The organism is Candidatus Ruthia magnifica str. Cm (Calyptogena magnifica), assembly GCF_000015105.1.
Lineage (GTDB): Bacteria > Pseudomonadota > Gammaproteobacteria > PS1 > Pseudothioglobaceae > Ruthia > Ruthia magnifica.
The window spans coordinates 522,431-545,227 of sequence record NC_008610.1 but is presented as its reverse complement, the minus strand read 5'-3'; the positions used below and the strand labels follow the sequence as shown (position 1 = coordinate 545,227).

General features: G+C 33.3%; 24 protein-coding genes. 7 read left to right on the top strand and 17 right to left on the bottom strand.

Going from position 1 to position 22,797, the window contains the following annotated elements:
• Positions 1 to 62: 62 nt before the first annotated feature.
• From glnA to RMAG_RS02475, 5 genes are all read right to left on the bottom strand, one after another.
• On the bottom strand, positions 63 to 1,478 hold the full coding sequence (gene glnA / locus RMAG_RS02495) for a type I glutamate--ammonia ligase (protein WP_011737878.1): 1,416 nt from the start codon (positions 1,476 to 1,478) through the stop codon (positions 63 to 65).
• Positions 1,479 to 1,588: 110 nt separating this feature from the next.
• The gene (locus tag RMAG_RS02490) at positions 1,589 to 1,813 is read right to left on the bottom strand and encodes a sulfurtransferase TusA family protein (RefSeq protein ID WP_011737877.1); all 225 of its coding nucleotides are present in this window, start codon (positions 1,811 to 1,813) and stop codon (positions 1,589 to 1,591) included.
• Positions 1,814 to 1,825: 12 nt separating this feature from the next.
• The gene (hemF, locus tag RMAG_RS02485; RefSeq protein WP_011737876.1) at positions 1,826 to 2,734 is read right to left on the bottom strand and encodes an oxygen-dependent coproporphyrinogen oxidase; all 909 of its coding nucleotides are present in this window, start codon (positions 2,732 to 2,734) and stop codon (positions 1,826 to 1,828) included.
• Positions 2,731 to 3,267 carry an L-threonylcarbamoyladenylate synthase gene (locus RMAG_RS02480; RefSeq protein WP_011737875.1) on the bottom strand — a complete coding sequence of 179 codons (537 nt, stop codon included), beginning with the start codon at positions 3,265 to 3,267 and terminating at the stop codon, positions 2,731 to 2,733. The genes hemF and RMAG_RS02480 overlap by 4 nt, the downstream gene beginning before the upstream one ends.
• Positions 3,264 to 3,479, bottom strand: a complete 216-nt coding sequence (locus tag RMAG_RS02475; protein WP_024792291.1) for a tyrosine-type recombinase/integrase — start codon at positions 3,477 to 3,479, stop codon at positions 3,264 to 3,266. Before RMAG_RS02475 ends, RMAG_RS02480 begins: the two co-directional genes overlap by 4 nt.
• A gap of 136 nt (positions 3,480 to 3,615) precedes the next feature.
• Here RMAG_RS02475 and htpG point away from each other — a divergent pair, with 136 nt between their 5' ends.
• Complete coding sequence (gene htpG / locus RMAG_RS02470) at positions 3,616 to 5,466, top strand: molecular chaperone HtpG (protein ID WP_011737874.1); 1,851 nt, start codon at positions 3,616 to 3,618, stop codon at positions 5,464 to 5,466.
• A 41-nt stretch (positions 5,467 to 5,507) separates the two neighbouring features.
• On the opposite strand, the gene RMAG_RS02465 is transcribed toward htpG, so the two are convergent.
• A complete protein-coding gene (locus RMAG_RS02465) occupies positions 5,508 to 6,251 on the bottom strand; it encodes an RNA methyltransferase (protein WP_034416048.1) in 744 nt (247 codons plus the stop codon).
• A gap of 13 nt (positions 6,252 to 6,264) precedes the next feature.
• Between RMAG_RS02465 and RMAG_RS02460 the strand changes: the two genes are divergently transcribed.
• Positions 6,265 to 7,065 carry an inositol monophosphatase family protein gene (locus RMAG_RS02460; protein ID WP_011737872.1) on the top strand — a complete coding sequence of 267 codons (801 nt, stop codon included), beginning with the start codon at positions 6,265 to 6,267 and terminating at the stop codon, positions 7,063 to 7,065.
• 21 nt (positions 7,066 to 7,086) lie between these two features.
• Here RMAG_RS02460 and RMAG_RS02455 read toward each other — a convergent pair whose 3' ends face one another.
• From RMAG_RS02455 to RMAG_RS02445, 3 genes are read right to left on the bottom strand one after another with little or no spacing between them, the layout of a single operon-like run.
• Positions 7,087 to 7,839, bottom strand: coding sequence for a YciK family oxidoreductase (locus RMAG_RS02455; RefSeq protein ID WP_011737871.1), 753 nt, complete (start codon positions 7,837 to 7,839; stop codon positions 7,087 to 7,089).
• Positions 7,839 to 8,975, bottom strand: coding sequence for a DNA recombination protein RmuC (locus RMAG_RS02450; RefSeq protein ID WP_011737870.1), 1,137 nt, complete (start codon positions 8,973 to 8,975; stop codon positions 7,839 to 7,841). The genes RMAG_RS02455 and RMAG_RS02450 overlap by 1 nt, the downstream gene beginning before the upstream one ends.
• Complete coding sequence (locus RMAG_RS02445) at positions 8,975 to 9,610, bottom strand: HAD family hydrolase (protein ID WP_011737869.1); 636 nt, start codon at positions 9,608 to 9,610, stop codon at positions 8,975 to 8,977. Before RMAG_RS02445 ends, RMAG_RS02450 begins: the two co-directional genes overlap by 1 nt.
• A gap of 65 nt (positions 9,611 to 9,675) precedes the next feature.
• Here RMAG_RS02445 and RMAG_RS02440 point away from each other — a divergent pair, with 65 nt between their 5' ends.
• The 5 genes from RMAG_RS02440 (at position 9,676) to RMAG_RS02420 (ending at position 13,777) form a co-directional block, all read left to right on the top strand.
• Positions 9,676 to 10,377, top strand: a complete 702-nt coding sequence (locus RMAG_RS02440) for a lysophospholipid acyltransferase family protein (protein WP_011737868.1) — start codon at positions 9,676 to 9,678, stop codon at positions 10,375 to 10,377.
• Positions 10,378 to 11,175: 798 nt separating this feature from the next.
• Positions 11,176 to 11,601, top strand: a complete 426-nt coding sequence (locus RMAG_RS02435; RefSeq protein WP_236608574.1) for a YceD family protein — start codon at positions 11,176 to 11,178, stop codon at positions 11,599 to 11,601.
• Positions 11,602 to 11,617: 16 nt separating this feature from the next.
• Complete coding sequence (rpmF, locus tag RMAG_RS02430) at positions 11,618 to 11,815, top strand: 50S ribosomal protein L32 (protein ID WP_011737866.1); 198 nt, start codon at positions 11,618 to 11,620, stop codon at positions 11,813 to 11,815.
• Positions 11,816 to 11,820: 5 nt separating this feature from the next.
• Complete coding sequence (gene plsX / locus RMAG_RS02425; protein ID WP_011737865.1) at positions 11,821 to 12,840, top strand: phosphate acyltransferase PlsX; 1,020 nt, start codon at positions 11,821 to 11,823, stop codon at positions 12,838 to 12,840.
• The gene (locus RMAG_RS02420; RefSeq protein ID WP_011737864.1) at positions 12,833 to 13,777 is read left to right on the top strand and encodes a beta-ketoacyl-ACP synthase III; all 945 of its coding nucleotides are present in this window, start codon (positions 12,833 to 12,835) and stop codon (positions 13,775 to 13,777) included. The genes plsX and RMAG_RS02420 overlap by 8 nt, the downstream gene beginning before the upstream one ends.
• On the opposite strand, the gene RMAG_RS02415 is transcribed toward RMAG_RS02420, so the two are convergent.
• The 8 genes from RMAG_RS02415 to glnD form a co-directional block, all read right to left on the bottom strand.
• Positions 13,774 to 14,628 (bottom strand): polyprenyl synthetase family protein, encoded by an 855-nt coding sequence (locus RMAG_RS02415; protein ID WP_011737863.1) that lies wholly within the window; start codon positions 14,626 to 14,628, stop codon positions 13,774 to 13,776. The genes RMAG_RS02420 and RMAG_RS02415 overlap by 4 nt on opposite strands.
• A 49-nt stretch (positions 14,629 to 14,677) precedes the next feature.
• The gene (locus tag RMAG_RS02410) at positions 14,678 to 14,902 is read right to left on the bottom strand and encodes an exodeoxyribonuclease VII small subunit (protein ID WP_011737862.1); all 225 of its coding nucleotides are present in this window, start codon (positions 14,900 to 14,902) and stop codon (positions 14,678 to 14,680) included.
• A 641-nt stretch (positions 14,903 to 15,543) separates the two neighbouring features.
• The gene (pcnB, locus tag RMAG_RS02405) at positions 15,544 to 16,683 is read right to left on the bottom strand and encodes a polynucleotide adenylyltransferase PcnB (protein ID WP_011737861.1); all 1,140 of its coding nucleotides are present in this window, start codon (positions 16,681 to 16,683) and stop codon (positions 15,544 to 15,546) included.
• Between the two features lie 20 nt (positions 16,684 to 16,703).
• Positions 16,704 to 17,090: a preQ(1) synthase gene (gene queF, locus RMAG_RS02400; RefSeq protein ID WP_011737860.1), complete on the bottom strand. Its 387-nt coding sequence runs from the start codon at positions 17,088 to 17,090 to the stop codon at positions 16,704 to 16,706.
• A 50-nt stretch (positions 17,091 to 17,140) separates the two neighbouring features.
• On the bottom strand, positions 17,141 to 18,256 hold the full coding sequence (gene lptF, locus RMAG_RS02395; protein WP_011737859.1) for an LPS export ABC transporter permease LptF: 1,116 nt from the start codon (positions 18,254 to 18,256) through the stop codon (positions 17,141 to 17,143).
• 212 nt (positions 18,257 to 18,468) lie between these two features.
• The gene (gene rho, locus RMAG_RS02390) at positions 18,469 to 19,731 is read right to left on the bottom strand and encodes a transcription termination factor Rho (protein ID WP_024792294.1); all 1,263 of its coding nucleotides are present in this window, start codon (positions 19,729 to 19,731) and stop codon (positions 18,469 to 18,471) included.
• A 119-nt stretch (positions 19,732 to 19,850) separates the two neighbouring features.
• On the bottom strand, positions 19,851 to 20,177 hold the full coding sequence (gene trxA, locus RMAG_RS02385; RefSeq protein ID WP_011737857.1) for a thioredoxin TrxA: 327 nt from the start codon (positions 20,175 to 20,177) through the stop codon (positions 19,851 to 19,853).
• Between the two features lie 95 nt (positions 20,178 to 20,272).
• The gene (glnD, locus tag RMAG_RS02380) at positions 20,273 to 22,792 is read right to left on the bottom strand and encodes a [protein-PII] uridylyltransferase (protein ID WP_011737856.1); all 2,520 of its coding nucleotides are present in this window, start codon (positions 22,790 to 22,792) and stop codon (positions 20,273 to 20,275) included.
• Positions 22,793 to 22,797 lie beyond the last annotated feature (5 nt).

Genomic DNA, 22,797 nt, shown 5'->3' with positions numbered 1-22,797 from the left:
TACCGTTTAAAACAATAAAAAATCCGTATAATTATGTGGCTTTTTTTTATTTTTATTAAATATTACACACTATAATACATGTCAAATTCTACAGGATGAGGAGAAGCACGCAGTGCAGTCACTTCTGTCATTTTTAATTCAATGAATGAATCAATAACATTATCAGTAAACACACCACCTTTTTTTAAAAACTCACGATCTTTATTTAACGCCTCAAGTGCTTGATCTAACGAGCCACAAACTTTAGGAATAGCGGTTTTTTCTTTTTCTGTTAATTCGTATAAGTCTTTATCACCTGGTTTTCCTGGCTCAGTCTTATTCTTAATACCATCAAGGCCTGCCATTAGCATCGCTGAAAATGCAAGATATGGATTAGCTGTTGGATCTGGAAAACGTACTTCAATACGACGACCTTTTGGGTTAGATACAAAAGGAATACGAATAGCGGCAGAGCGATTTTTAGCTGAATATGCCAACATTTCTGGTGCTTCAAAGCCTGGAACTAAACGCTTGTACGAATTGGTAGAAGCATTAGTAAAAGCATTAAGTGCTTGAGCGTGTTTGATAATACCAGCAATATAATACAATGCCATTTCACTTAAATTACCATATTTATCGCCATCAAATAAGTTTTTACCATTTTTAGAGATTGATTGATGAACATGCATACCATTGCCATTATCAACAGCAATTGGCTTAGGCATAAACGTTGTTGTTTTACCATAAGCATGCGCGACATTATGTACGCAATATTTTAAGATTTGAGTCTCATCAGCTTTTTTCACTAACGTGTTAAATAATGCACCAATTTCACATTGGCCAGCAGTACCAACTTCATGGTGATGAACCTCTGTAGTCACCCCCATTTCTTCGATTGCTAAACACATTTGCGAACGTAAATCATGCAATGAATCTACTGGTGGGACTGGAAAATAACCACTCTTAATTCTAGGGCGATGTCCTTTATTGCCACCCTCTAAATCAGAGCCTGACTCCCAGTCAGCTTCTTCAGAACGAATTTCATAAAATGCCTTTCCCAAACCAAAGCCTGTATCCCATTTAACACTATCAAAGATAAAAAACTCTGGCTCGTTACCAAAATATGCAGCATCACCAATGCCAGTTTCATTTAAATAAGCTTCAGCTTTTTTTGCAATAAAACGAGGATCTTTTTCATAACCTTTCATGTCATTTGATTCAATAATATCACAAGTAATATTAAGGGTAGACTCTGCAGTAAATGGATCCATTACTGCTGTTAATGTATCTGGCATCATAATCATGTCAGATTCATTAACAGGCTTCCAACCAGCAATTGATGAGCCATCAAACATCTGACCCTCTTCTAATTTTTCAGCATTAACGGCGTGTGCTGGAACGCTCACGTGATGTTCTTTACCAATGGTATCAGTAAAACGAAAATCAATGAATTTCACTTCTTTATCTTCAATCATTTTCATTATATTTTTAGCAGACATACTTTCTCCTTTTTGACTATTTATATTTTCTGACAGTCTTTGTCAAAATAGCCTGCGCCGTTGCAAGCATTGTTCTTGTTGATTTTTTTTTAAAAAAACAGGACGTAATTCTACCCTATTTTCTCTACAAGTAGAATAATCTCATTAGTTTTTTCATTAATTGAAATCACTCTATGCCCGTGCACTTTACACCAAGCAGGTATGTCATACAATACACCAGGATCAGTGGCGAGTATCTCAATTATGTCACTATTTTTAATTTTTTCAATCATCTCGCTCAAGCGAATCACTGGCATAGGACACAACAAACGCTTGGCATCAAGATTATGTTTCACTCTATTCAGCTCTTAAGGGATGTTAATCCAATCTTGAGGTTGAATAAAATGTGTATACAACCTTGCTTCTTCGCTACCTGGATCTGGTTCGTATCTATACTCCCAGCGCACCAATGGTGGTAATGACATAAGAATTGATTCACTACGACCACCTGTTTGCAAACCAAATAAAGTACCACGATCATAAATTAAATTAAATTCAACATAACGTCCTCGACGGTAAAGCTGAAACTGTCTTTCATGGTCTGTATAAGGTGTGTCCTTTCTACGTTCAACAATAGGTCGATACGCATTAATATAACCATCACCCACACTTTTCATAAAAGAAAAGCACTCATCAAAACTACCTTCATTAAGATCATCAAAAAACAAACCTCCAATACCACGTTGTTCACTTCTATGCTTTAAATAAAAATAATCATCACACCATTTTTTGTACTTTGAATAGACATCTTTACCAAATGGATCACACGCTTGTTTGGCTGATTGATGCCAAAAAATAGCATCTTCGTCAAAACCATAATACGGCGTTAAATCAAAACCACCACCAAACCACCAAATAGGAGTTTCGCCTTCCTTTTCAGCGAAAAAAAATCGAACATTAGCATGTGAAGTTGGCACGTAAGGATTCTGCGGATGAACCACTAATGACACACCTAAAGCGGTAAAACTACGCCCTGATAACTCTGGTCTTAATACAGTAGCTGAGGCTGGCATATCATTGCCATGAATGATTGAAAAATTAACACCTGCTTGCTCAAACACAGCGCCATTACTTAGGACTTTGGTTAATCCATTACCTGTATTATTTGGTTTTTCCCAAACATCTTTAATAAACTCAGCATTATCGTCTACTTGTTCAAGCTGTTCACAAATATTGAATTGTAACATTAATAAATATTTTTTAATTTCTTCAATCACCTAATTTTTTCTCTAGTTTGCAGATCAATAATTTTTGATGCTTGAGTATTATAAGTTTTTGGCGGGATAATAAAATCTAATTTATTATTAAAGAATTCTTTTAAATCCAACATAGTTATTGCGCTACGCTTGTTCGTAATATTGGCACTACTTGAAACTAAGGCACTATTAGTGGCTACACACAAATCAGTAATGAGTTGATTATTGGTCAATCTAAGTGCAATTGTATCAAAACTACCTGTTAATAATTCAGAGGTATACTCATTCGCCTTGAGTAAATAAGTGGTTGGCTGAACATTAATTACTACATCAACCAATAAAGCGATATCTTCAACATAATCAATAAAATAATGCATATCACTGGCTAGTAGTATCAAGCCTTTAGCACTTGAACGCCGTTTAAGTTGCAATATTCTAGCCATAGAGGACTCAAATTTTGGTAAACAAGTCATTCCCTGAATAGTGTCAGTAGGATTACTAATCACACCACCTGTTTTTAAAAAAGATGCCGCAAGTCTGGTTTGAAAATTCATGATTTTTTAACCTTTGGGTAACACTGACCATACACTTTGGTAGATTTAATACTAGAATATTCTAAAAATTCTTGAGTAGAACGTAAATCATGACTAGATTGTAAAAAGTGAATTATCATTGCATGGCGTAACATATGTAGATACATATTAACTTTAATACCGACTTCTAGTGCACGTTTTTTGACCATATTTTGCACAGTTCTTACTATCATATAAGACTGTTGCATGTTAATGACGCTCAACTTTCAAATATTAAACAAGATTAGTAATTTGTTTATACAAAATAACCCTTGTTTTTTTGTAATTCACCCATATTGATATATTTCACGCACAAAACAGGAATAAAAAATGGCAGAAAAACAAATACATACGTTTCAAACGGAAGTTTCGCAACTATTAGATTTGATGATTCATTCTTTATACTCAAATAAAGAAATTTTCTTGCGTGAGTTGGTTTCTAACTCCTCTGATGCGGTTGATAAATTAAAATTTAAATCCTTATCAGATGATACTTTGATCGAAGGTAAAGAAGAGTTACAAATTCACATTAATACAAATAAGGATGCCAGCACAATTACCATTACTGACAATGGCATAGGCATGACTGAAGCAGAAGTTAATAAAAACATCGGCACCATTGCCAATTCTGGCACTAAAAAATTCTTAAAAAGCTTAGATGAAAAACAAACAAAAGACTCTAACTTAATTGGCCAATTTGGCGTAGGATTCTATTCTAGTTTTATTGTTGCTGACAAAGTTGAGTTAATTACTAGAAAAGCTGGTAGTAAAAGTAAAAAAGGTACAAAATGGACCTCTACTGGTAAGGGAAAATATTCAATAGAAAGAGTTAATTGTTTAAATTTCGGTACTTCAGTGACACTACACATCAAAAAAGATGAAAAAGAATTTTTAGATGATTATCGCTTACGTGGTATTATCTCAAAATACTCAGACCACATCACCGTGCCAATTATGATGATTAAAGCCAGTGAAGATGGCAAAGACATAGAGTATGAGCGTATTAATAAGGCCAATGCTTTTTGGAGTCAAGATAAACGCGATCTTAAACAGGAAAATTATGATGAGTTTTATAAATCACTCACTTATGATTTTGAAGCACCGCTAACACAGTTACACAATAGAGTTGAAGGCAATATAGACTATACTTCATTGTTATTCATCCCATCAAAAGCCCCTCATGATATGTGGGAACCTAAGCGCAAAGGTGGCATTAAGCTTTATGCCAAACGTGTGTTTATTATGGAGGATAATGAAGCCCTAATGCCTTTGTATTTGCGCTTTGTTAAAGGCGTGATTGATACGGCTGATTTACCGTTAAATGTTTCTCGTGAAATTTTACAAGGCAACAAAGTAGTTGACACTATCCGCAAAGCCTCAGTCAGTAGAGTTTTAAAAGAATTAGAAAAAATGGCTAAAAATAAACCTGAAGATTATGAAAAATTTTGGCAAGAATTTGGCATGGTTATGAAAGAAGGTGTGGTTGAAGACTTTGCCAATAAAGACAAAATTGCAAAACTTTTACGCTTTACCACTAATAAAAGTGAAAGTGCTGCACAAACAGCAACGCTTGAGTGCTATGTAAAAAGTATGCAAAAAGACCAAAAAGCAATTTATTACATCACTGCTGAAACTTATGAAGCTGCCAAAGGTTCGCCACATTTAGAAATTTTTAACCAAAAAGATATTGAAGTGCTACTACTGTCTGACCGTGTTGATGAGTGGATGGTGAATAATTTTGGAAAATTTGAAGATGTTCCGCTGAAATCAATAACCAAAGGTGACTTAGAGGGTCTTGATTCTAAAGAGGAAAAGAAAGCCAAAGAGGAAGTTTCTAAAAACTTTGAAAAAGTTATTGAAAAAATGCAGAAAATTCTTGATACTCAGGTTAAAGAAATTAAAGTATCTTCTCGTCTTAGTGACTCCCCCTCCTGTTTAGTGGTTGATGAAAATGAAATGGGTGGTAACATGGAAAGAATCATGAAATCCTTAGGTCAAGACGTACCAGACACTAAGCCAATTCTTGAAATCAATCCAAACCATCCACTGGTTAAAAAACTTAAAACCAAAATTGATGAAGACTTAGTAAAAGTTTTATTTGATCAAGCCGTTTTATCAGAAGGTGTACAACTTAAAGATCCAGCTGAATTCGTAAAGCGTATAAATAAACTGATTAATTAATCAGTTTTAGATTAACTATAAAAGCCTGGAAAATAGAGTTTTTATAGTTTTTTAAAAGGCTTAATGTTTCTAAAAATACCTCTAAAAATTGCCACTTCTTCTTTTTCAGGCATCGCTCTAGTAAAAAAACGACGCAAACGACGCATTAACAAAGCTTTTGGACGCTTATCTTCAAAATATTCAATATATTCTAACACTTGAGCAAGGTGTGCGTAAAAATTTTCTAATTCGTCAAAGTTGGCCAATTTATTAGTACTTTTTTTAAATTCAATTGTGGTGTTGTAAACGTAATTTTGATAGGCAAATACCTGAATGGCTGATGCAACATTTAAAGAAAAATAATGAGAATTGCCAGGAATAGTCATGAGTATTTGACACAAGTCTAATTCCTCATTAGTCAATCCTGTTCTTTCTGTACCAAATATCACCGCAACTTTTTGGCTTTCAGCCATAATGGTTTTTTGAATTTCACTGCAAGCACCCACAACATCCATTTGCCGCCATTTAATATTACGTTGACGCGCACTAGCACCAATCACTAAATATACACCTTGCAAAGCTTCTTTTAGAGACTCACAAACTACGGCATTTGAAAGCACGTCATCTGCACCACTAGCCCTAGCTGTGGCTATGGCTGATGGATAGCCTTTTGGATTAACCAAATACAAATACGATAGACTCATATTTTTCATCGCACGGGCTGCTGCACCGATATTTCCAGGCTCAGTAGTATTAACCATAACCACACGTACGTTATCAAAGGTATAATCCATTTCTTTTTTCATTTTATTTTCTGTTATGCATCCTACGCTTAATATTACCGTTAAAGCCGCTCGAAAAGCTGGCGACATTATCTTAAGATATCACAATCAAATTGACCTTTTAACGATTGAAAATAAAGCAATTCATGACTTTGTTTCCGAAGTGGACAAAGCCGCTGAAGGTGCTATTATAGACGAGTTAAAATACGCCTTTCCCAATCATTCAATATTAGGTGAAGAAAATGGTGAAATTTTAAGTAACAATCGTTTTCAATGGATTATTGACCCATTAGATGGCACAACTAATTATTTGCATGGTTTTCCACAATATGCAGTATCCATTGCCTTGTATGAAAATAATGAACCGACACACGCCGTAGTATATGACCCTTTTAAAGAAGAGTTGTTTACCGCCTCTAAAGGCGAAGGTGCTTATTTAAATGAACAAAGAATTCGTACCACTCATACCAATGGTTTTGAAAATACATTAATCGGCACAGGTTTTCCATTCAAAACGCCACAGTATTTAGATGCTTATTTAAATATGTTTAAAGCTATTCACCCAAAAGTTGCTGGCATTCGCCGTGCTGGCTCTGCTGCACTTGATTTAGCTTATTTGGCCGCGGGTCGTCTAGATGGCTTTTGGGAAATTGAGCTTAATATTTGGGATATTGCTGCTGGTGTGCTTTTAGTCAAAGAAGCTGGCGGTTTTGTAGGTGACTTTTCAGGACGAGATAAATACCTAAAAACAGGCAACGTGGTGGCTGGAAATGACCAAGTTTTTAAGGCCATTTTAAAAACCATTCATCCACATTTAACGGCTGATTTGCAACGTTAAAAAATAAAGTTTTAAATTTCATTAAACGCTAGATAAAATAAGTTGTTTTCCATTTAGTTTTTTAGCTTTTTTGCTCATTAGATATACAATCGCTGGGCTTTTTATCTCAGGTAATGGATTATTATCTGCATTTTCAGCAGGATAAGCAATTTGTCGCATTTTGGTACGCATCCGCCCTGGATTAAGTGAATTTACCTGGATATTGGTTTTTTCTAATTCTTCAGATAAGGTTTTACTCATGCCTTCAATGGCAAATTTACTCACACTATATGCACCCCAGTATGCTTTGGCAAAACGTCCTACTGATGAAGACAAAAACAAAATACGAGCATCACTTGATTTATTAAGTGCAGGAATTAACGCTTGGGTGAGCATAAAAGGTGCATTAACATTAATTTGCATAGTTGAATACCATAATTTAATATCATATTGTTCAATTGGCATCATTGTGCCAATAATACTAGCATTATGAATAAGCCCATCAAGTTGCTCAAAACTATCCAAAATATCCTTTTGTAACTGCTTATAATGTTCAGGGGTCGCGCCTTCTAAATCAAGCGGATAAAGAATAGGCTCTTGATAGCCCAAATCTAACACTTCATCATAAGTGCTTTCTAGCGAGCCTAAATCACGTCCTAGCATAATAACGCTTGCACCTGCTTTGGCAAGATTCAGTGTTATTGCTCTGCCAAAGCCACGGTTTGCACCTGTCACTAAAATAACTTTGTCCCTTAATTCACCTTTAGTAATTGAATAATTAGTTGAAATTTCCATTAATTTAGTTTCTTTTTACTTTGAACGCCTAATTCTTTTAATTTTTTAGCACGACCAATAAGATTACCCTTACCATCAGAGAGTTTAGCCCTGGCTTTTTTGTAACTTTTAGAGGCCTTATCAAGGTGCTTCTCAATATCATCCATTGATTGGATAAAGCCAAATAATTTGTCATACATCGCACCTGCTTGACGTGCAATTTCTTCAGAATTTTGATTTTGACGCTCAGTTTGCCAAATATGATGCACAGTTTTAAGACTCATCATCAACGTTGAAGGTGATACTAAAACAATGTTCTTTTTCAATGCCATGGTGAATAAGCCTGGCTTTTTCTCAAGCGCTATCAAAAGTGCAGATTCAATTGGGATAAACACAAAAATAAAATCAAGCGTTAGTACGTCTTGTAAATTCTCATACTCTTTAATACTAATACCATTAATATGCGCTTCAATAGAGGCTACATGTGCTTTAAGCAATTGTTTGTTCGACTGATTAGTAATATAATCGTTATAAGCCTTTAACGAAACTTTTGAATCAACAATAATGTCTTTTTCTTCAGGAAGATGTAAAACCACATCAGGCTTAAGTATCTCACCTGATTCATTCTTAAACTGTTTTTGTACGTCAAATTCATACCCTTCTCGTAAGCCAGAACTAGATAAAATAGAACTTAAAATCATCTCACCCCAATCGCCTTGTTGCTTGTTGTCATAAGTCAAAGCATTGGTTAAATTTTGTGTGGTCTCTTGTATTTCAATACTGGTTTTTTTCAAATTTTCTATCTGCACAGATAGAGTTGCTCTTTCTTTAATTTGCTCGCTAGTAATTGTTTCAATTTTATCTCTAAATTCTTTAAGTTGCACTTGTAAAGGGGTTAACAATTCAGAATTTTTAATACTCAAATCATAGCGATTTTTTACCAAAATATCACCCGCTATGGCTTTAAAATCTTTGCTTATCTGCACTTTGGCAATATTAATTAAATCAATTTGATTTTCATAAGACTTGATTTTTTCATCCAGACACACTTCAAGACGAATTTTATCAGATTTTAGTGTCTGCAATCGGGCGTTCAAATAGAAATAAACAACCACTACACCAATAGTCAATCCCAATAATAAACTTAGTATATCCACTATATTAACGCCAATAATTCTTCTGCTTGGTTAATTAAATAATCATAATGCCAATCTCTTTTCACCTCTGAATAACCATAAGTAACAGCTACAGTTTTAATATTGGCATTTTGTCCTGCCAACATGTCATTTTTATCATCACCCACAAATAAACATTGATTTGGATTAATCGCCAATTGTGCGCAAGCATACAATAACGGCGCTGGATGTGGCTTGTTAAATGCTAATATATCACCACAAACCACCACATCAGGATTTATATCAAGTTTTTCTAACAATAGATGAGTCAAATTTTCAGGCTTATTGGTAACCACCCCCCAAAACATCTGCCTAGTTTTAATGGTTTTAATAAATGCATCAATACCTGAAAATGTTTTAGAAAATTGACTAATATTATTCTTATAAATATTTAATATTTTTTGATGCCTATCAATAAAATCAGGATGAAACTCATCACAATCAAAGCCAAATTTAATTAATTCTTTGCATCCTAACGTGATTAGAGGCTTGATTTTTTCATAAGGTTTTTTACTTAGACCATTATATTTAAGTAACATATTTAATGCATAAGCCAAATCAGGCGCGGTGTCAATTAGCGTGCCATCTAAGTCAAATAAAATGGTGTTAATACTCATATTACAATCTCTATCAGTTAAAATTCTAGAATTATAAATTATAACGTTTACGCTCGCAATTCCTCATGCTGTTTTTTAGATCATTATTGTATTTTTTAGGCTCATTTATTACCTTGATAATTTTAGCAACCACTACATTAATTTTGTTCTTCTTGCCATTTAAGTTTCGCTACGCTATTTTATCTAAGTGGTCAATGTTTTGCTTATGGTGGTTGGCATTCACACTTGATGTCAAGCTTCAAGTAATTGGCAAAGAAAATATTCCATCTAAACCTTGTGTGATTATTTCTAACCATCAATCTACCTGGGAAACACTTGGATTTCAGCAAATATTTCCACCGCAAACTTGGGTACTTAAACAAATATTATTATGGATACCATTTTTTGGCTGGGGATTGGCGTTACTCAAACCTATCGTCATTAATCGTGACAAAAAATTAAAAGCGTTAAAAACAATTATAAAGGAAGGAAAGGCTCGACTAAAAAAAGGTATTTTTGTGGTAATTTTTCCAGAAGGCACTCGCCAACCCTATAAAAAATTAGGGCGGTATCAAAATGGCGCTATAGCTATTGCTAAAAAAACCTCTTGTAATGTCATACCTGTTTATCACAATGCTGGCGCAATATGGCCCAAAGGTAGTTTCATAAAAACCCCCGGTACTATCACTGTGATTATTGGAAAACCAATTAATATAAAAGAAAAATCCGTCAAAGAATTAACTCAAAATATTAGAAATTGGACTCAAAAACAAAGTGAAAAATTTTAATTCAACACTTCCTTCTCTCGATTCTCTCCTGCCCTCATTGTAAAAAGTACATTATTGGACTAAGCACTCTACTAACACTTTTTAGTATATTAAACTTAGGCACAGAGAAATTTAATCAAAAAATAATTACTTTATTACAACAAGAAAAGATCTTTAAAATTTTAAAAACAGAGTGGGACAATAATAAATATAAATTTTCTGATTGAAAAGCAAGGTTAATTAGGCACTAACTATCGAACGAAAACCTAAAAAGAAATAAGCAATTCAATTCTTATGATAGCTATGGGCTTTATAACTACAGAAATTATTATTACTTCAATTATCGAAATATATTGAACCTGACCTATAAAAACTCTCTTTTATGAATAATAAGAAGACTACTTAGGCAAACATTGAACAATTTTTAATCTTGGCAAGCTATCAGAAAAAATTTGGTTTATTAACAATATCTGTAAGGAATATAAAGCATAAAAATAAAAAAATTAATTGAACACACTAATATGAGAAAAAACAATTTCAGTTAGATTATATTGATGCTGTAAGTGCTTATCAAATCAACATAATCAATTACAACAATTTGATAAATAAGCTAATTAATACATCTTCAAAAGAAAAAGTACGGCCAAGTCAACAATCTGCTTGAATAATTTTTTTTCTATAAAGAATAAAATTATTAGCTATTTTTTGGTAGAATGATCAGGTTGTTTTTTTTGGTAAAGGTTGATGCAAGGAATACCAGACACTATAAAGTTATTTAATTTTTCTAAAAAAGGATTAAATTTTTCACATATATATCAAGTGAAAGATTTTCCTAGAATGAAAAAATTACTTAGCAATATTGATGATGAAATGAAAGTAGAATTAAGTTTTTATATTGAAAACAATTCAATTCCTTGTATTGAAGGTGTTGTTAAACTAAATGCTATGGTTAATTGCCAGCGCTGTTTAAATAAGGTAAATCTTCGTTTAAGCCCTAGTTTTAAACTTGGATTTTTGAAAAATGAACAACAGGGAGAGACACTAGATTCAAGCTTTGAGACAATTCTTAATGCTGATGAGGCATTTTCAACCATTGAATTTATAACGGATGAGGTGCTAATATCCATTCCAATGAGTCCGATGCATCCACACAAATGTCAATCGTACCAAGATAAAGAACGTATAAAGCAAGAGAAACATAATCCTTTTGCGATATTAAAACAATTAAAAAACTCACACAAATAATCTAAGGAATAAGAAAATGGCTGTACAAAAAAGTAGAAAAACCCCCTCAAAAAGAGGTATGCGTCGCTCACATAATGCACTAACAAATCCTACATTGTCAGAAGATCAAGAAACGGGTGAAATTCACTTGCGTCATCACATTACAGTTGACGGTTATTACCGTGGTAAAAAAGTAATCAAAAAAACGCAAGATATTCAAGAAATAAACGCTTAAATCCCATGACAATAAAGGTATCAATTGATGCCTCAGGGGGAGATTATGGCATATCTGTTACTATTAAAGCAGGTATTAAAGCATTAGATGTATTTCAGGATTTATATTTGTATTTCGTGGGTGATGAGTCTAGCATCAAAGCTGAATTAAATAAACATTTATCAAATACATTTAGCTCAAGATATACAATTATTCACGCAAGTGAGGTTGTGCTAATGAACGAATCTCCAGCAATTGCATTACGCAAAAAGAAAGATTCTTCTATGCGTGTTGCAATTAATCTAGTCAAAACACTTAAAGTAAATGCCTGCGTTAGTGCGGGTAATACTGGCGCACTCATGGCCATTTCTCGTTTTGTATTAAGAACCATTAAAGGTATTGACCGCCCTGCTATTATGGGTCGTATGCCAACCATGATTGGACATACACACATGCTTGATTTGGGTGCTAATGTTGATTCAAAGCCTGAAGCCTTGATTGAATTTGCAACAATGGGCTCAATTGCTGTCAAACACATAGAAAATATTGTATCACCTACTATTGGCCTTCTCAATATTGGTGAAGAGGACATGAAAGGTAGTGAAAAAATCAAAAAAACTGCTGAGTTACTAAAAGCTTCTAACCTGAATTATGTAGGATTTGTCGAAGGTGATGATATTTACAAAGGCACAGTAAATTTAATTGTTTGTGATGGTTTTGAAGGTAATATTGCACTAAAAGCCAGTGAAGGTGTGGTTTTAATGATGGGATACTATCTAAAACAAGCATTTACTCGAAACCTATTAACCAAACTAGTTGCCTTAATCGCAACCCCCGTACTTAGAGATTTTAAATCTAGCTTAAACCCTGGTAAATATAATGGTGCCTCCTTATTAGGGCTTCAAGGTATTGTTGTTAAAAGTCATGGTAGTGCAAATGTTGATTCATTTTTAGCAGCGATTACTGAAGCCTACGTTGAGGCTCATGCTAAAATCAGCGACAAAATATCACTTCAAATTTCAAAAGAATTAGAACACAATGAATAAATTTGCAAGAATCATTGGTACGGGTAGTTACCTACCATCCACTATTGTCACCAACGATGATTTATCAAAAACTATTGATACAACAAATGAGTGGATTATCACACGTACAGGCATTAAACAAAGGCATAAAGTTACTAATGAAACAACTTGTAATTTAGCCGAAAAAGCGGCCAATCATGCACTTCAAATGGCTGGTATTGATGCTAAAGACTTAGATTTGATTATTCTAGCAACCACCACACCTGATAAAATTTTTCCTGCAACAGCAACTATGCTACAAACTGCAATTGGTGCTTCATGTCCTGCGTTTGATTTACAATCCGTTTGTGCAGGCTTTATCTTTGCACTAACCACAGCTGAGCAATATATCAAAACTGGCGCTGCTAATAAAGTATTAGTGGTTGGTAGTGAAACCTTATCAAGAATTGTTAATTGGAATGACCGCTCCACTGCAGTTTTATTTGGTGATGGTGCTGGTGCGGTGGTGTTAAGCGGTAGTAATGATACTGGTATCTTGCACTCAAAACTATTCAGTGATGGTAGTTACTTATCTTCACTCCAAGTTAGTAATAATTATATTAATGAAATTGGCTTTATTGAAATGTCTGGCAATGAAGTTTTTAAAATTGCCGTAAACCGTTTATCTTCTTTGGCAGAAGATACACTTAAAGAGGCCAATTTAAACTCAGACAAGTTAGATTGGATGGTGCCACATCAGGCTAATATTCGTATTATATCAGCCGTTATCAAACGTATAAAAATCCCAATAAACAAGGTCATTGTTACCCTTGAAAATCATGGCAACACTTCTGCCGCTTCTATTCCATTGGCACTTGATACAGCAGTTAGGGATGGTCGCATTAAAAAAGGTGACAGTCTATTATTTGAAGGGATTGGTGCTGGCTTTAGTTGGGGTAGTATCTTAGTTCAATTTTAAAACAATCTTGTTTGTAAATTAGCCGTTAATTGTTGTAATTCTGTCGCATCTACACTTAACAAACCCAAATCGTCACTGGCTTTTTTGTATAAATTCTTATAGGTAAGTTTTGATTTATCCAAACCCAATAAAGATGGATAGGTGGGTTTGTCTTTACACTCATCAGAATATTGATTTTTACCTAATAACGCATCAGGCGTTTCAATATCAAGCACATCATCTTGAATTTGATACGCCAAACCAATATCCTTAGAGAAAGTATTTAGAATAACGCTGTCCTTATTATTGCACATTTTAGAAACGATTGCCCCCAAATTAACTGCACAGCTTAGTAGTGCCCCTGTTTTTTTTCGGTGCATGGTTTCTAGCGTTGCAATATTCACCTGTTTTGCAATAATAGATAAATCAATTGCTTGACCTTCTACCATTTCAAATGAGGCGTGAGTCAAAGACTTTAACAACTCAATTTTGATATCAGCACTAATTAAATCATCATTAACCAATACTTCAAATGCTAATGCTTGCAACCCATCACCTGCTAAAATTGCTTGAGCTTCACCAAAGCGTTTGTGACAAACTGGCTGATTGTGACGTATATCATCATCATCCATGGCTGGTAAATCGTCATGAATTAAAGAATAAGTATGAATAAATTCAACAGCACAACTGCTGGAATCGACCAAATTTAAATTTGTGTTAAAAATATTAGCAACACAATAAGCAAGAATAGGTCTAAAGCGTTTACCATTAGCTAGTGTGCTATAGCGTATTGCTTTAGCCAAAGAACCTTGTGCTGATAAGTGTTGGTCTAATTTAGCATTAACCCTTGTGATGTAAATATTAAAATCCATTTCTTAAAAACCCTAGTTCGATATTTAACGCTTAGAGTAGTACAAAATCTTACAAATCCTTTAATGGATTTTCGTTTGTATAATTATCTTGCTCAGTTAGCATAAAAATTTTTTGTTCTGCTTCATTTAATGCACTTTGGCATAGCTTGGTTAACGCCACACCTTTAGAAAAGTAATCAAGCGAATTCTCAAGGCTTAAATCACCAGATTCCATGGTTTTTACAATTTTTTCTAAATCGATTAAACCCTGATTAAAATCAAATTTTTTTGCCATTTTACCTTTTCCTCAACTACTTGTTTTTTTAGTATTTTATCTATTATTTTTATTGATAGTATTTTTTCAAGTATAGAAAATAATTTAATTTAAAAAGTAACCCAAATTTGTAAGCAAAGTATAAACGGCTAATTTATCAGTATTTAGACGCTTAATCATTTACTGGTAGCTGTGATAATCACTAGCGTCTATGTCAATATTTTTTCTAAACTTAGGCTCAATCAACCTTCTGGATGTTGGTATTTGATATTTGATAATCCCAGTTTTTAATGTATCGATTAAACTTTTAATGGAAAATTTAGAGGCGTTATACGAAACCCCATAAAAGGCATTGCCACAAAATATAAAACTAAACTTAAATAAATAATTCTGTCTTGATTGTTAGCTTTTATTTTTGCTAACATCAAGTTAGTTAATTCATGCAAGACAAATACATTGGTTAAGTACCATTATATTAATCAAATTTTTCATAAACATGATTCATAACACGTTGAATGGATACATAAGAAGACAAAAGTTTTTTAACTTTTTAATATCCCCATTACTTTTGACAGTGGTAAATATTCGATAGCCTTTTTGCTTTAATCCTTTAGCTAAACATAAGCCAATACCACTTAAATAGCCTGTAATTAAAACTGATTTCACTGTTGGGCTTTGGTCCAAAATTTAGCCGCTTCAACTAATTCTGGGTTAATGCTCATAGAGCGTAATAATAAAAAATCGTATGCCATTCTAAAACGTGGATTGCTTAGTAATACTTTGACTTTTTTTGGTTGCATTTTTTCCAATCTTGATTGCATTAGCCAAATATCCTTAATTATAGCACTTAACCACCTGGGTAACGAAACTTGTTTAATTTGATTAATAATCACCTCCTCAGAAGCCTGTTTCATTGCTAAAGACGAGCAACTTTGTTTCTTTTTAAGCGCAATAAAACGCTCATTATAGGCCCGCCATAAAAATACAGCAAATAAAAATACAGGCGTGACAGATTGATTTTTTTTAATTCTATCCGATGTGTTTAACAAGGCCTTTTTGATAAATTCATTCTTATGAGTTTGTTTAAATAAATATTTTAATAAACCATATTTTTCTAAGCGCTCATACACTTCAAACCCATACTCATTATGAAACAATTTAATACACTCTTCATACAAACGCACTGTAGAAATATTACCAAGAAGTGATGCTTGTTCAAAAATAGCCGACTTAATTTCATAACTCAATTGGAACTCTAATTTAGTTTGAAACCTAATAGCTCTAATCATGCGCACTGGATCTTGCTCAAACCTTATACCTGGATTGCCAATAATATGCATTTCTTTCGCTTTTATATCCTCAAGTCCGCCCACATAATCAATAATTTCTTGTGTTTTAATATCATAATAAAGCGCGTTAATATTAAAGTCCCTACGCACAACATCGTCTTCAATATTACCATAGCAATTATCACGAATAACAACACCGTTTTTAGCGGTTTGCACCTTACCCGACCTAAAAGTAGCCACTTCAATAAATTTACGTGCTGAAAACACAACGTGTACTAAACGAAATCGCCTACCAATTAAACGTGAGCGTTTAAATAATTTATGCACTTGTTCTGGCTTAGCATTAGTTGCAATATCAAAATCTTTTGGCTTTAAATTTAAGAGTAAATCTCTAACACAGCCACCTACTAGATAGGCTTTAAATCCTGCTTTATTAATAACATTAATAACCCTTAAAGCGTCTTTGTCTAGAAGTTTTTTATCAAACTTAATACTTTGATGAATAGCTTTCATAAAAAATACTAGCTCAAGTGCTATAAATCAACTTTGGCTTTAGGTGTCCAGTTTTTTTGTTTATGTTCAGTAATTATGGTTGTATAAACACCTCCACGAATATTAAAAATTGCTTTTAAGCGTATGAATCTTGGATTGCTTACTTGAACCAAATCATCAAGAATTTGGTTAGTGACTGCTTCATGAAATGCACCCTCATTTCGATACAACCAAATATACATTTTCAGTGATTTTAATTCTATACATGCTTTATCAGCAATATATGCAAAATGCAATGTGGCAAAATCAGGTTGTCCTGTTTTTGGGCATAAGCACGTAAACTCTGGCATATTAATTTGAATGATAAAATCTCGTTCAATTTTAGGATTATCAAAAACCTCTAAGACTTTATTAGGTTGATATGACATTAAACTTTTTCCTTCAAAGAAAAAAGGCGATTTTACACTTCAAAAAATTCTTAATTCCATTTATAAAAAATAAAAATCAGCAACAACATCACTAAATGCACCCACCATAGCCCAACAATTGGCGAAGATTCTCCTCGCTCTAAGGTTGATTTAGCAATTAATAAAACGTTATTATATACAATAAACATAACAACACCAACCAGTACGCCTAAATTTTTACCACTCCGTGGGGAAGTTTTTCCAAGTAATACACCAAGTACTGATAATATTAAAATACTCAAAGGCTGAGATATTCTCCATTGAAACTCTGCTATTTCTGTAAGTTTGTTAGAAAATAACAATTCAAACGTCGACTTTGATTCTACTTTCGTAACTGTACTAATAGATTTTTGCATCTTACCATCAATAATTTGCAAATCATATAGTTTAAAATTTAAGATTTTTTTATTTTTATTCGAAGGAAAGCCATGATAACGTGTACCATTTTTAAGACGTAAATACACACTGTTGGTGTTAAAGTTGGTGTATTTTTGAGCTTGCTTTGCTAAAGTTATAACTGGCTCATTATTGACCAATGTATAAATAAAAATCTCTTCCATATTTTGTTCTTTAGCATTATCAGCATCACTGACCTTTGATGCGTAAAAAACAATATCATTATTTTTAAACTCTTGAAACTCGTTTTTTTTAATAAAAGAAAATTCAGGTGTATTTTCACTACGTTCCATAATCAAGCCTCTTTGTTGCTTAGACCAAGGCACTACAACTGTTGTTAAAATAAAAATAAAAATAACAATAACAATAACAAGCGGCTGAATGAACACCATAAAATGCTTGTCACCTAGGCCTAATGAGTTCATCACAATGGCTTCTGAAGCCTTGTAAAGCTTACTAACACTCAAAATAATAGCCAATAACAAAGATAAAGACAAAATTAGAACAACATCTCTAATCATATTCAAACCAACCAATGGCAACAAGTCTGCAATAGGTATACCTTCCTTTGAAGTTTCTTTAATTATCAGCACTAATTGGTTACCAAAAACAACCAAACTAATCACAATAAATACCACACTCAAAAGCACCGATACATTACGCATTAAGTACCTAGCTAGAATGCTATTTTGTAATTTAAAAGTTCTAATTACTATAGGAGGGAGTTTCATATTTTAAGAGATCACTACACCAACCCAGTACAACTTAGAAAATACACTCTTTAGCGCCTCATGAGAGATAAGAAATAGTGCACTTTTAAAGAAAAATGCTGTTTATGGAGTTCATAAATTATATTAGGTTGGTGTGGTAGTCTCCTTGAGTATACTTAAAGTGATTGATAAGTGCTCAGCATAATTAGACAATGATTTTTAAAATCAATTTATTACTTTTTTTGCGACATTGAAGCGAAAAATTCATCATTTGTTTTGGTCAATTTTAAGCGATCAATTAAAAATTCAGCTGCCTCAACAGTGTCCATAGGATGCAGGATTTTTCGCAAAATCCATATTTTTTGTAATTCTTTTTCATTAGTAATTAATTCTTCACGACGTGTACCAGAAGCATTAATATTAATTGCTGGAAAAATTCTCTTCTCACTCAAACGTTTTTCTAAATGAAGCTCCATATTACCCGTACCTTTAAATTCTTGATAAATAACTTCATCCATTTTTGAACCGGTATCAATCAATGCAGTAGCAATAATGGTAATGCTTCCACCATTTTCAATGTTTCTAGCTGCGCCAAAAAAACGTTTAGGACGTTGTAGCGCATTAGCATCAACACCGCCTGTTAATACCTTCCCTGATGAAGGGGCAATCGTATTATAGGCACGTGCTAAGCGTGTGATTGAATCTAACAAAATAATCACGTCTTTACCTTGCTCTGCACGCCGTTTAGCTTTTTGAATCACCATTTCAGCGACTTGCACATGGCGTTTTGCTGACTCATCAAATGTTGAAGCAATCACTTCACCACGTACGGTGCGTGCCATTTCTGTTACTTCTTCAGGACGTTCATCAATTAAAAGCACAATCAATTCACATTCTGTATGATTAACTGAAATAGATGTAGCTATATTCTGCATAATCATGGTTTTACCTGCCTTAGGTGGTGCAACCAATAAGCCCCTTTGCCCTTTACCAAATGGTGCAACAAGATCAATCACTCTAGCAGTAATATCTTCGGTACCACCATTGCCAATTTCTAAATTGAGTCTTTCATTAGGATGAATAGGTGTAGGTGAGGCAAACAGCACCCTGTTTTTGACATTATTTGGATCTTCACCATTCACTTCCAATACTTTAATCAAAGCAAAGTACTTTTCACCTTTTTTAGGTGCTCTAATTTTTCCTGAAACTAAATCACCGATTGATAAATTGAAGCGTCTAATTTGATTAGGAGAAATATAAATATCATCTGCACCCGAGGTATAAGAATCATCACTTGATCTTAAAAAACCATAACCATCTTGCAGCACATCCAAAATACCATCGCCCAATATTTCTTCATCATTAGCCGCTTTAGCTTTTAGAATAATAAAAATTAATGTTTGTTTTTTAGCTCTAGAAATATTTTCTGCACCTAAAGATTGTGCTAATTCTAATAACTCTTCTGGGCTAAATTTTTTGAGTTCTGATAATTTCATGAATGTGTCCATATTAAGGGCTAAGCATTTTTACTTAACTAGAGGATATGTACCTAAAACGCCTAGAAGGTTTTGTTAAACTAAGTATTTAAAATAAAAACAATCAGTTATTTAATTTTTTAAATATTGGCATCAATAAATGTACTAAGTTCCGCTTTTGAAAGTGCACCCATTTTAGTTGCTTGAACAACACCATCAGAAAATAACAACATCGTTGGAATACCGTGAATACCGTACTTTAATAATGTTTGATCGTTCTCATCTATATTAATTTTGGTAATAATGACTTTACCATCATATTCATCAGCAATTTCATCTAATACAGACATTAATGCCTTGCATGACCCGCACCACTCAGCCCAAAAATCTACCAATACCACTTGTGATGAGTTAACAACATTTGCTTCAAAAGAAGCGTCAGTCACTACTTTAATTTTATCGTTCATATTTTTTGTAATGTTTTTCTGATAATGAAAAAAAGAAATAGCAGGACTGCTGACTGCATGAGATTATATCATTATTTAACTCGCATAATATTTTTTTACAATCTTTCTTCCAAGGCCTCTTTAAGCGCTAATTGTTCTACCATACTTAATGGTTGATTTTTAGCATTGCTAATAAAAAACACATCTTCAACCCTTTCCCCCATAGTGGCAATTCTAGCATTAATTAATGAAATATCTAATTCAAAGAAAACATAGGCAATATTAGAAAGTATGCCTTGCTTATCAATCACATTGATCTCTAATTGGGTTAAGTTCCACTGTTCATTCACATTAAAGCTAACTTTCATTTTATGATCAAAGTGTCGATATGTGTATATATCATGAGTTGTTCTTATGCTCACATCAAAATTATCCAGATCATTTTTGATTTCTTGATTTATATTGATGTGTTTAAGAGCTGCATCTTGCAAAACACTAATCGTGTTATACACTCTTCCATTCTTTGTGGTTAAAATTTTAGCATCCACAATATCAAGACCCAGTCTTTCAAGAATACTAATTAATTTAAAGAATAAGCCTTTAAAATCATCACACAGCACAAAAATATCAACCACATTGTGTTGTGAAATTTTAGAACTAACGATAATCTTATCCGAAGTTATTTTAATGGCAAAACTCAAATGCCATAAAATATCATCAATTTCATAACGCACATAATAGTCTTTAGGTAAAGCTGACAATACCCTTTCAACATCACTAATTTGATAACCTTGAGCAATAGAATCCTTAATAATAGTTTGTTTAATACCTTGTGCTCTTTGATCTACACTTGGGCGCTGATCATTATTACTTTCTAGGTATTTTTTGGTATTATAAAATAGTTTTTTTAGTAAAGAGTCTTTCCAACTATTCCATAAATCGTCTTTTGTTGCACGAATATCAGCGTTTGTTAATAAATACAAAAATTCTAAAAATTTAATTGTGACCACCTGTTCAGCAAAATGCTCAATCACTTCAAAATCACTAATATCTTGCTTTTGCGCAACCGCTGACATGAGTAAATGCTTTTCAACTAACTTTGAAACCAAATCAGTATCGCTCGTTTTTAATTGATGATGCTGACAAAACTCACGCACATCAATTGCACCCAACTGAGCATGTTCTCCATCTCTACCCTTGGCAATATCATGAAAAAGCCCTGCCAATAATAATAATTCTGGTTTTTGAATACCTTGTGCTATCTCGCTACAAAGCGCAAATTCCTTAGCAAACTCAGGTACAAAAAAACGCCTCAAATTACGAATCACAAACAACGTATGCTGATCCACTGTATAAGCATGAAATAAATCATACTGCATTAGACCCATAATCTTACCAAAAGTAGGAATATAGTGCTCTAAAATACCATAACGATTCATGAGTTTTAACGCTTTATTAACTCCTTGATTTTGTTGTAATAACTCAATGAATAGGCGATTATTCTTGCGCTTTTTGTAATAATGAAAATCAATTAAACTAATGCTATTTTGCATTTGTCTAAGCGTTTTTGCACTGATGCCACGCACATAATTATGCTTAGCAATGAGTAAAAATATTTCCATAAAAGCAGATGGCGTTTGAATAAAAACTTGATCATTAATTGAATAAATATAACCATAACTAATCATAAAGCGACTGTTCAAACGTTGTGTATTTAAAATCTCATCTTCTAATAATTGTAACAAAATGTCATTAAGGCGCGACACTCTAGTCACAGTTTGATAATAATCCTTCATAAAAGCTTCAACTGACAAAGAATCTCCATCAACATAACCCAGCATGGTTGCCACAGATTTTTGATATTGAAATGCAAGCCTGTCTTCACGTCGATTAGCGATAATATGCAGTGCAAATCTGACTTTAAATAAAAACAGTTGTGATATTTTTAATAACTCATACTCAGTCGTTGTTAAATATTGCTTATCGACCAGTTCAAACAAAGTATTGACATCAAAATACCACTTTGCTACCCAAACAATTGTTTGAATATCTCTTAGACCGCCAGGACTTTGTTTGATGTTTGGTTCTAAATTATAGGCAGTATTGGATAAATTTTGATGACGATTGTGTTGTTCTTTTTGCTTTTCAACTAAAAATGATTGATTTGACCAAACGCTAGATTTAATCACAGCCTTCATCTTTAAAAATAAAGATACTTTACCTAAAATAACACGAGATTCTAATAAACTAGTCACCACACTAATATCATCAATCACACTAATACAATCCTTTAAATCCCGAGTTGCATGTCCTACTTCTAAATTCACATCCCATAAAAATGTTAAAAAGCTAGCAATACTTTGTTGATAGGTATCATGCGCATCATCAGGAATTAAAATCAACAAATCTATATCCGAATACGGATGCAATTCGCTTCTACCATAACCACCAACAGCCACCAAACATAACTGATTTGAAAGGTTCAAGCTTTGCCAAATATCTTTAAGTAATTGATCAATCCCCTCACTTCTAGACAATACAAGTGTTTGAGTTACTTCTGGATTATTTAAAAAAATAACCTTGATTGAATCTTGTAGTGCTTGATACTGAGTTTTAAATATTGATAAATCTATCATATTTA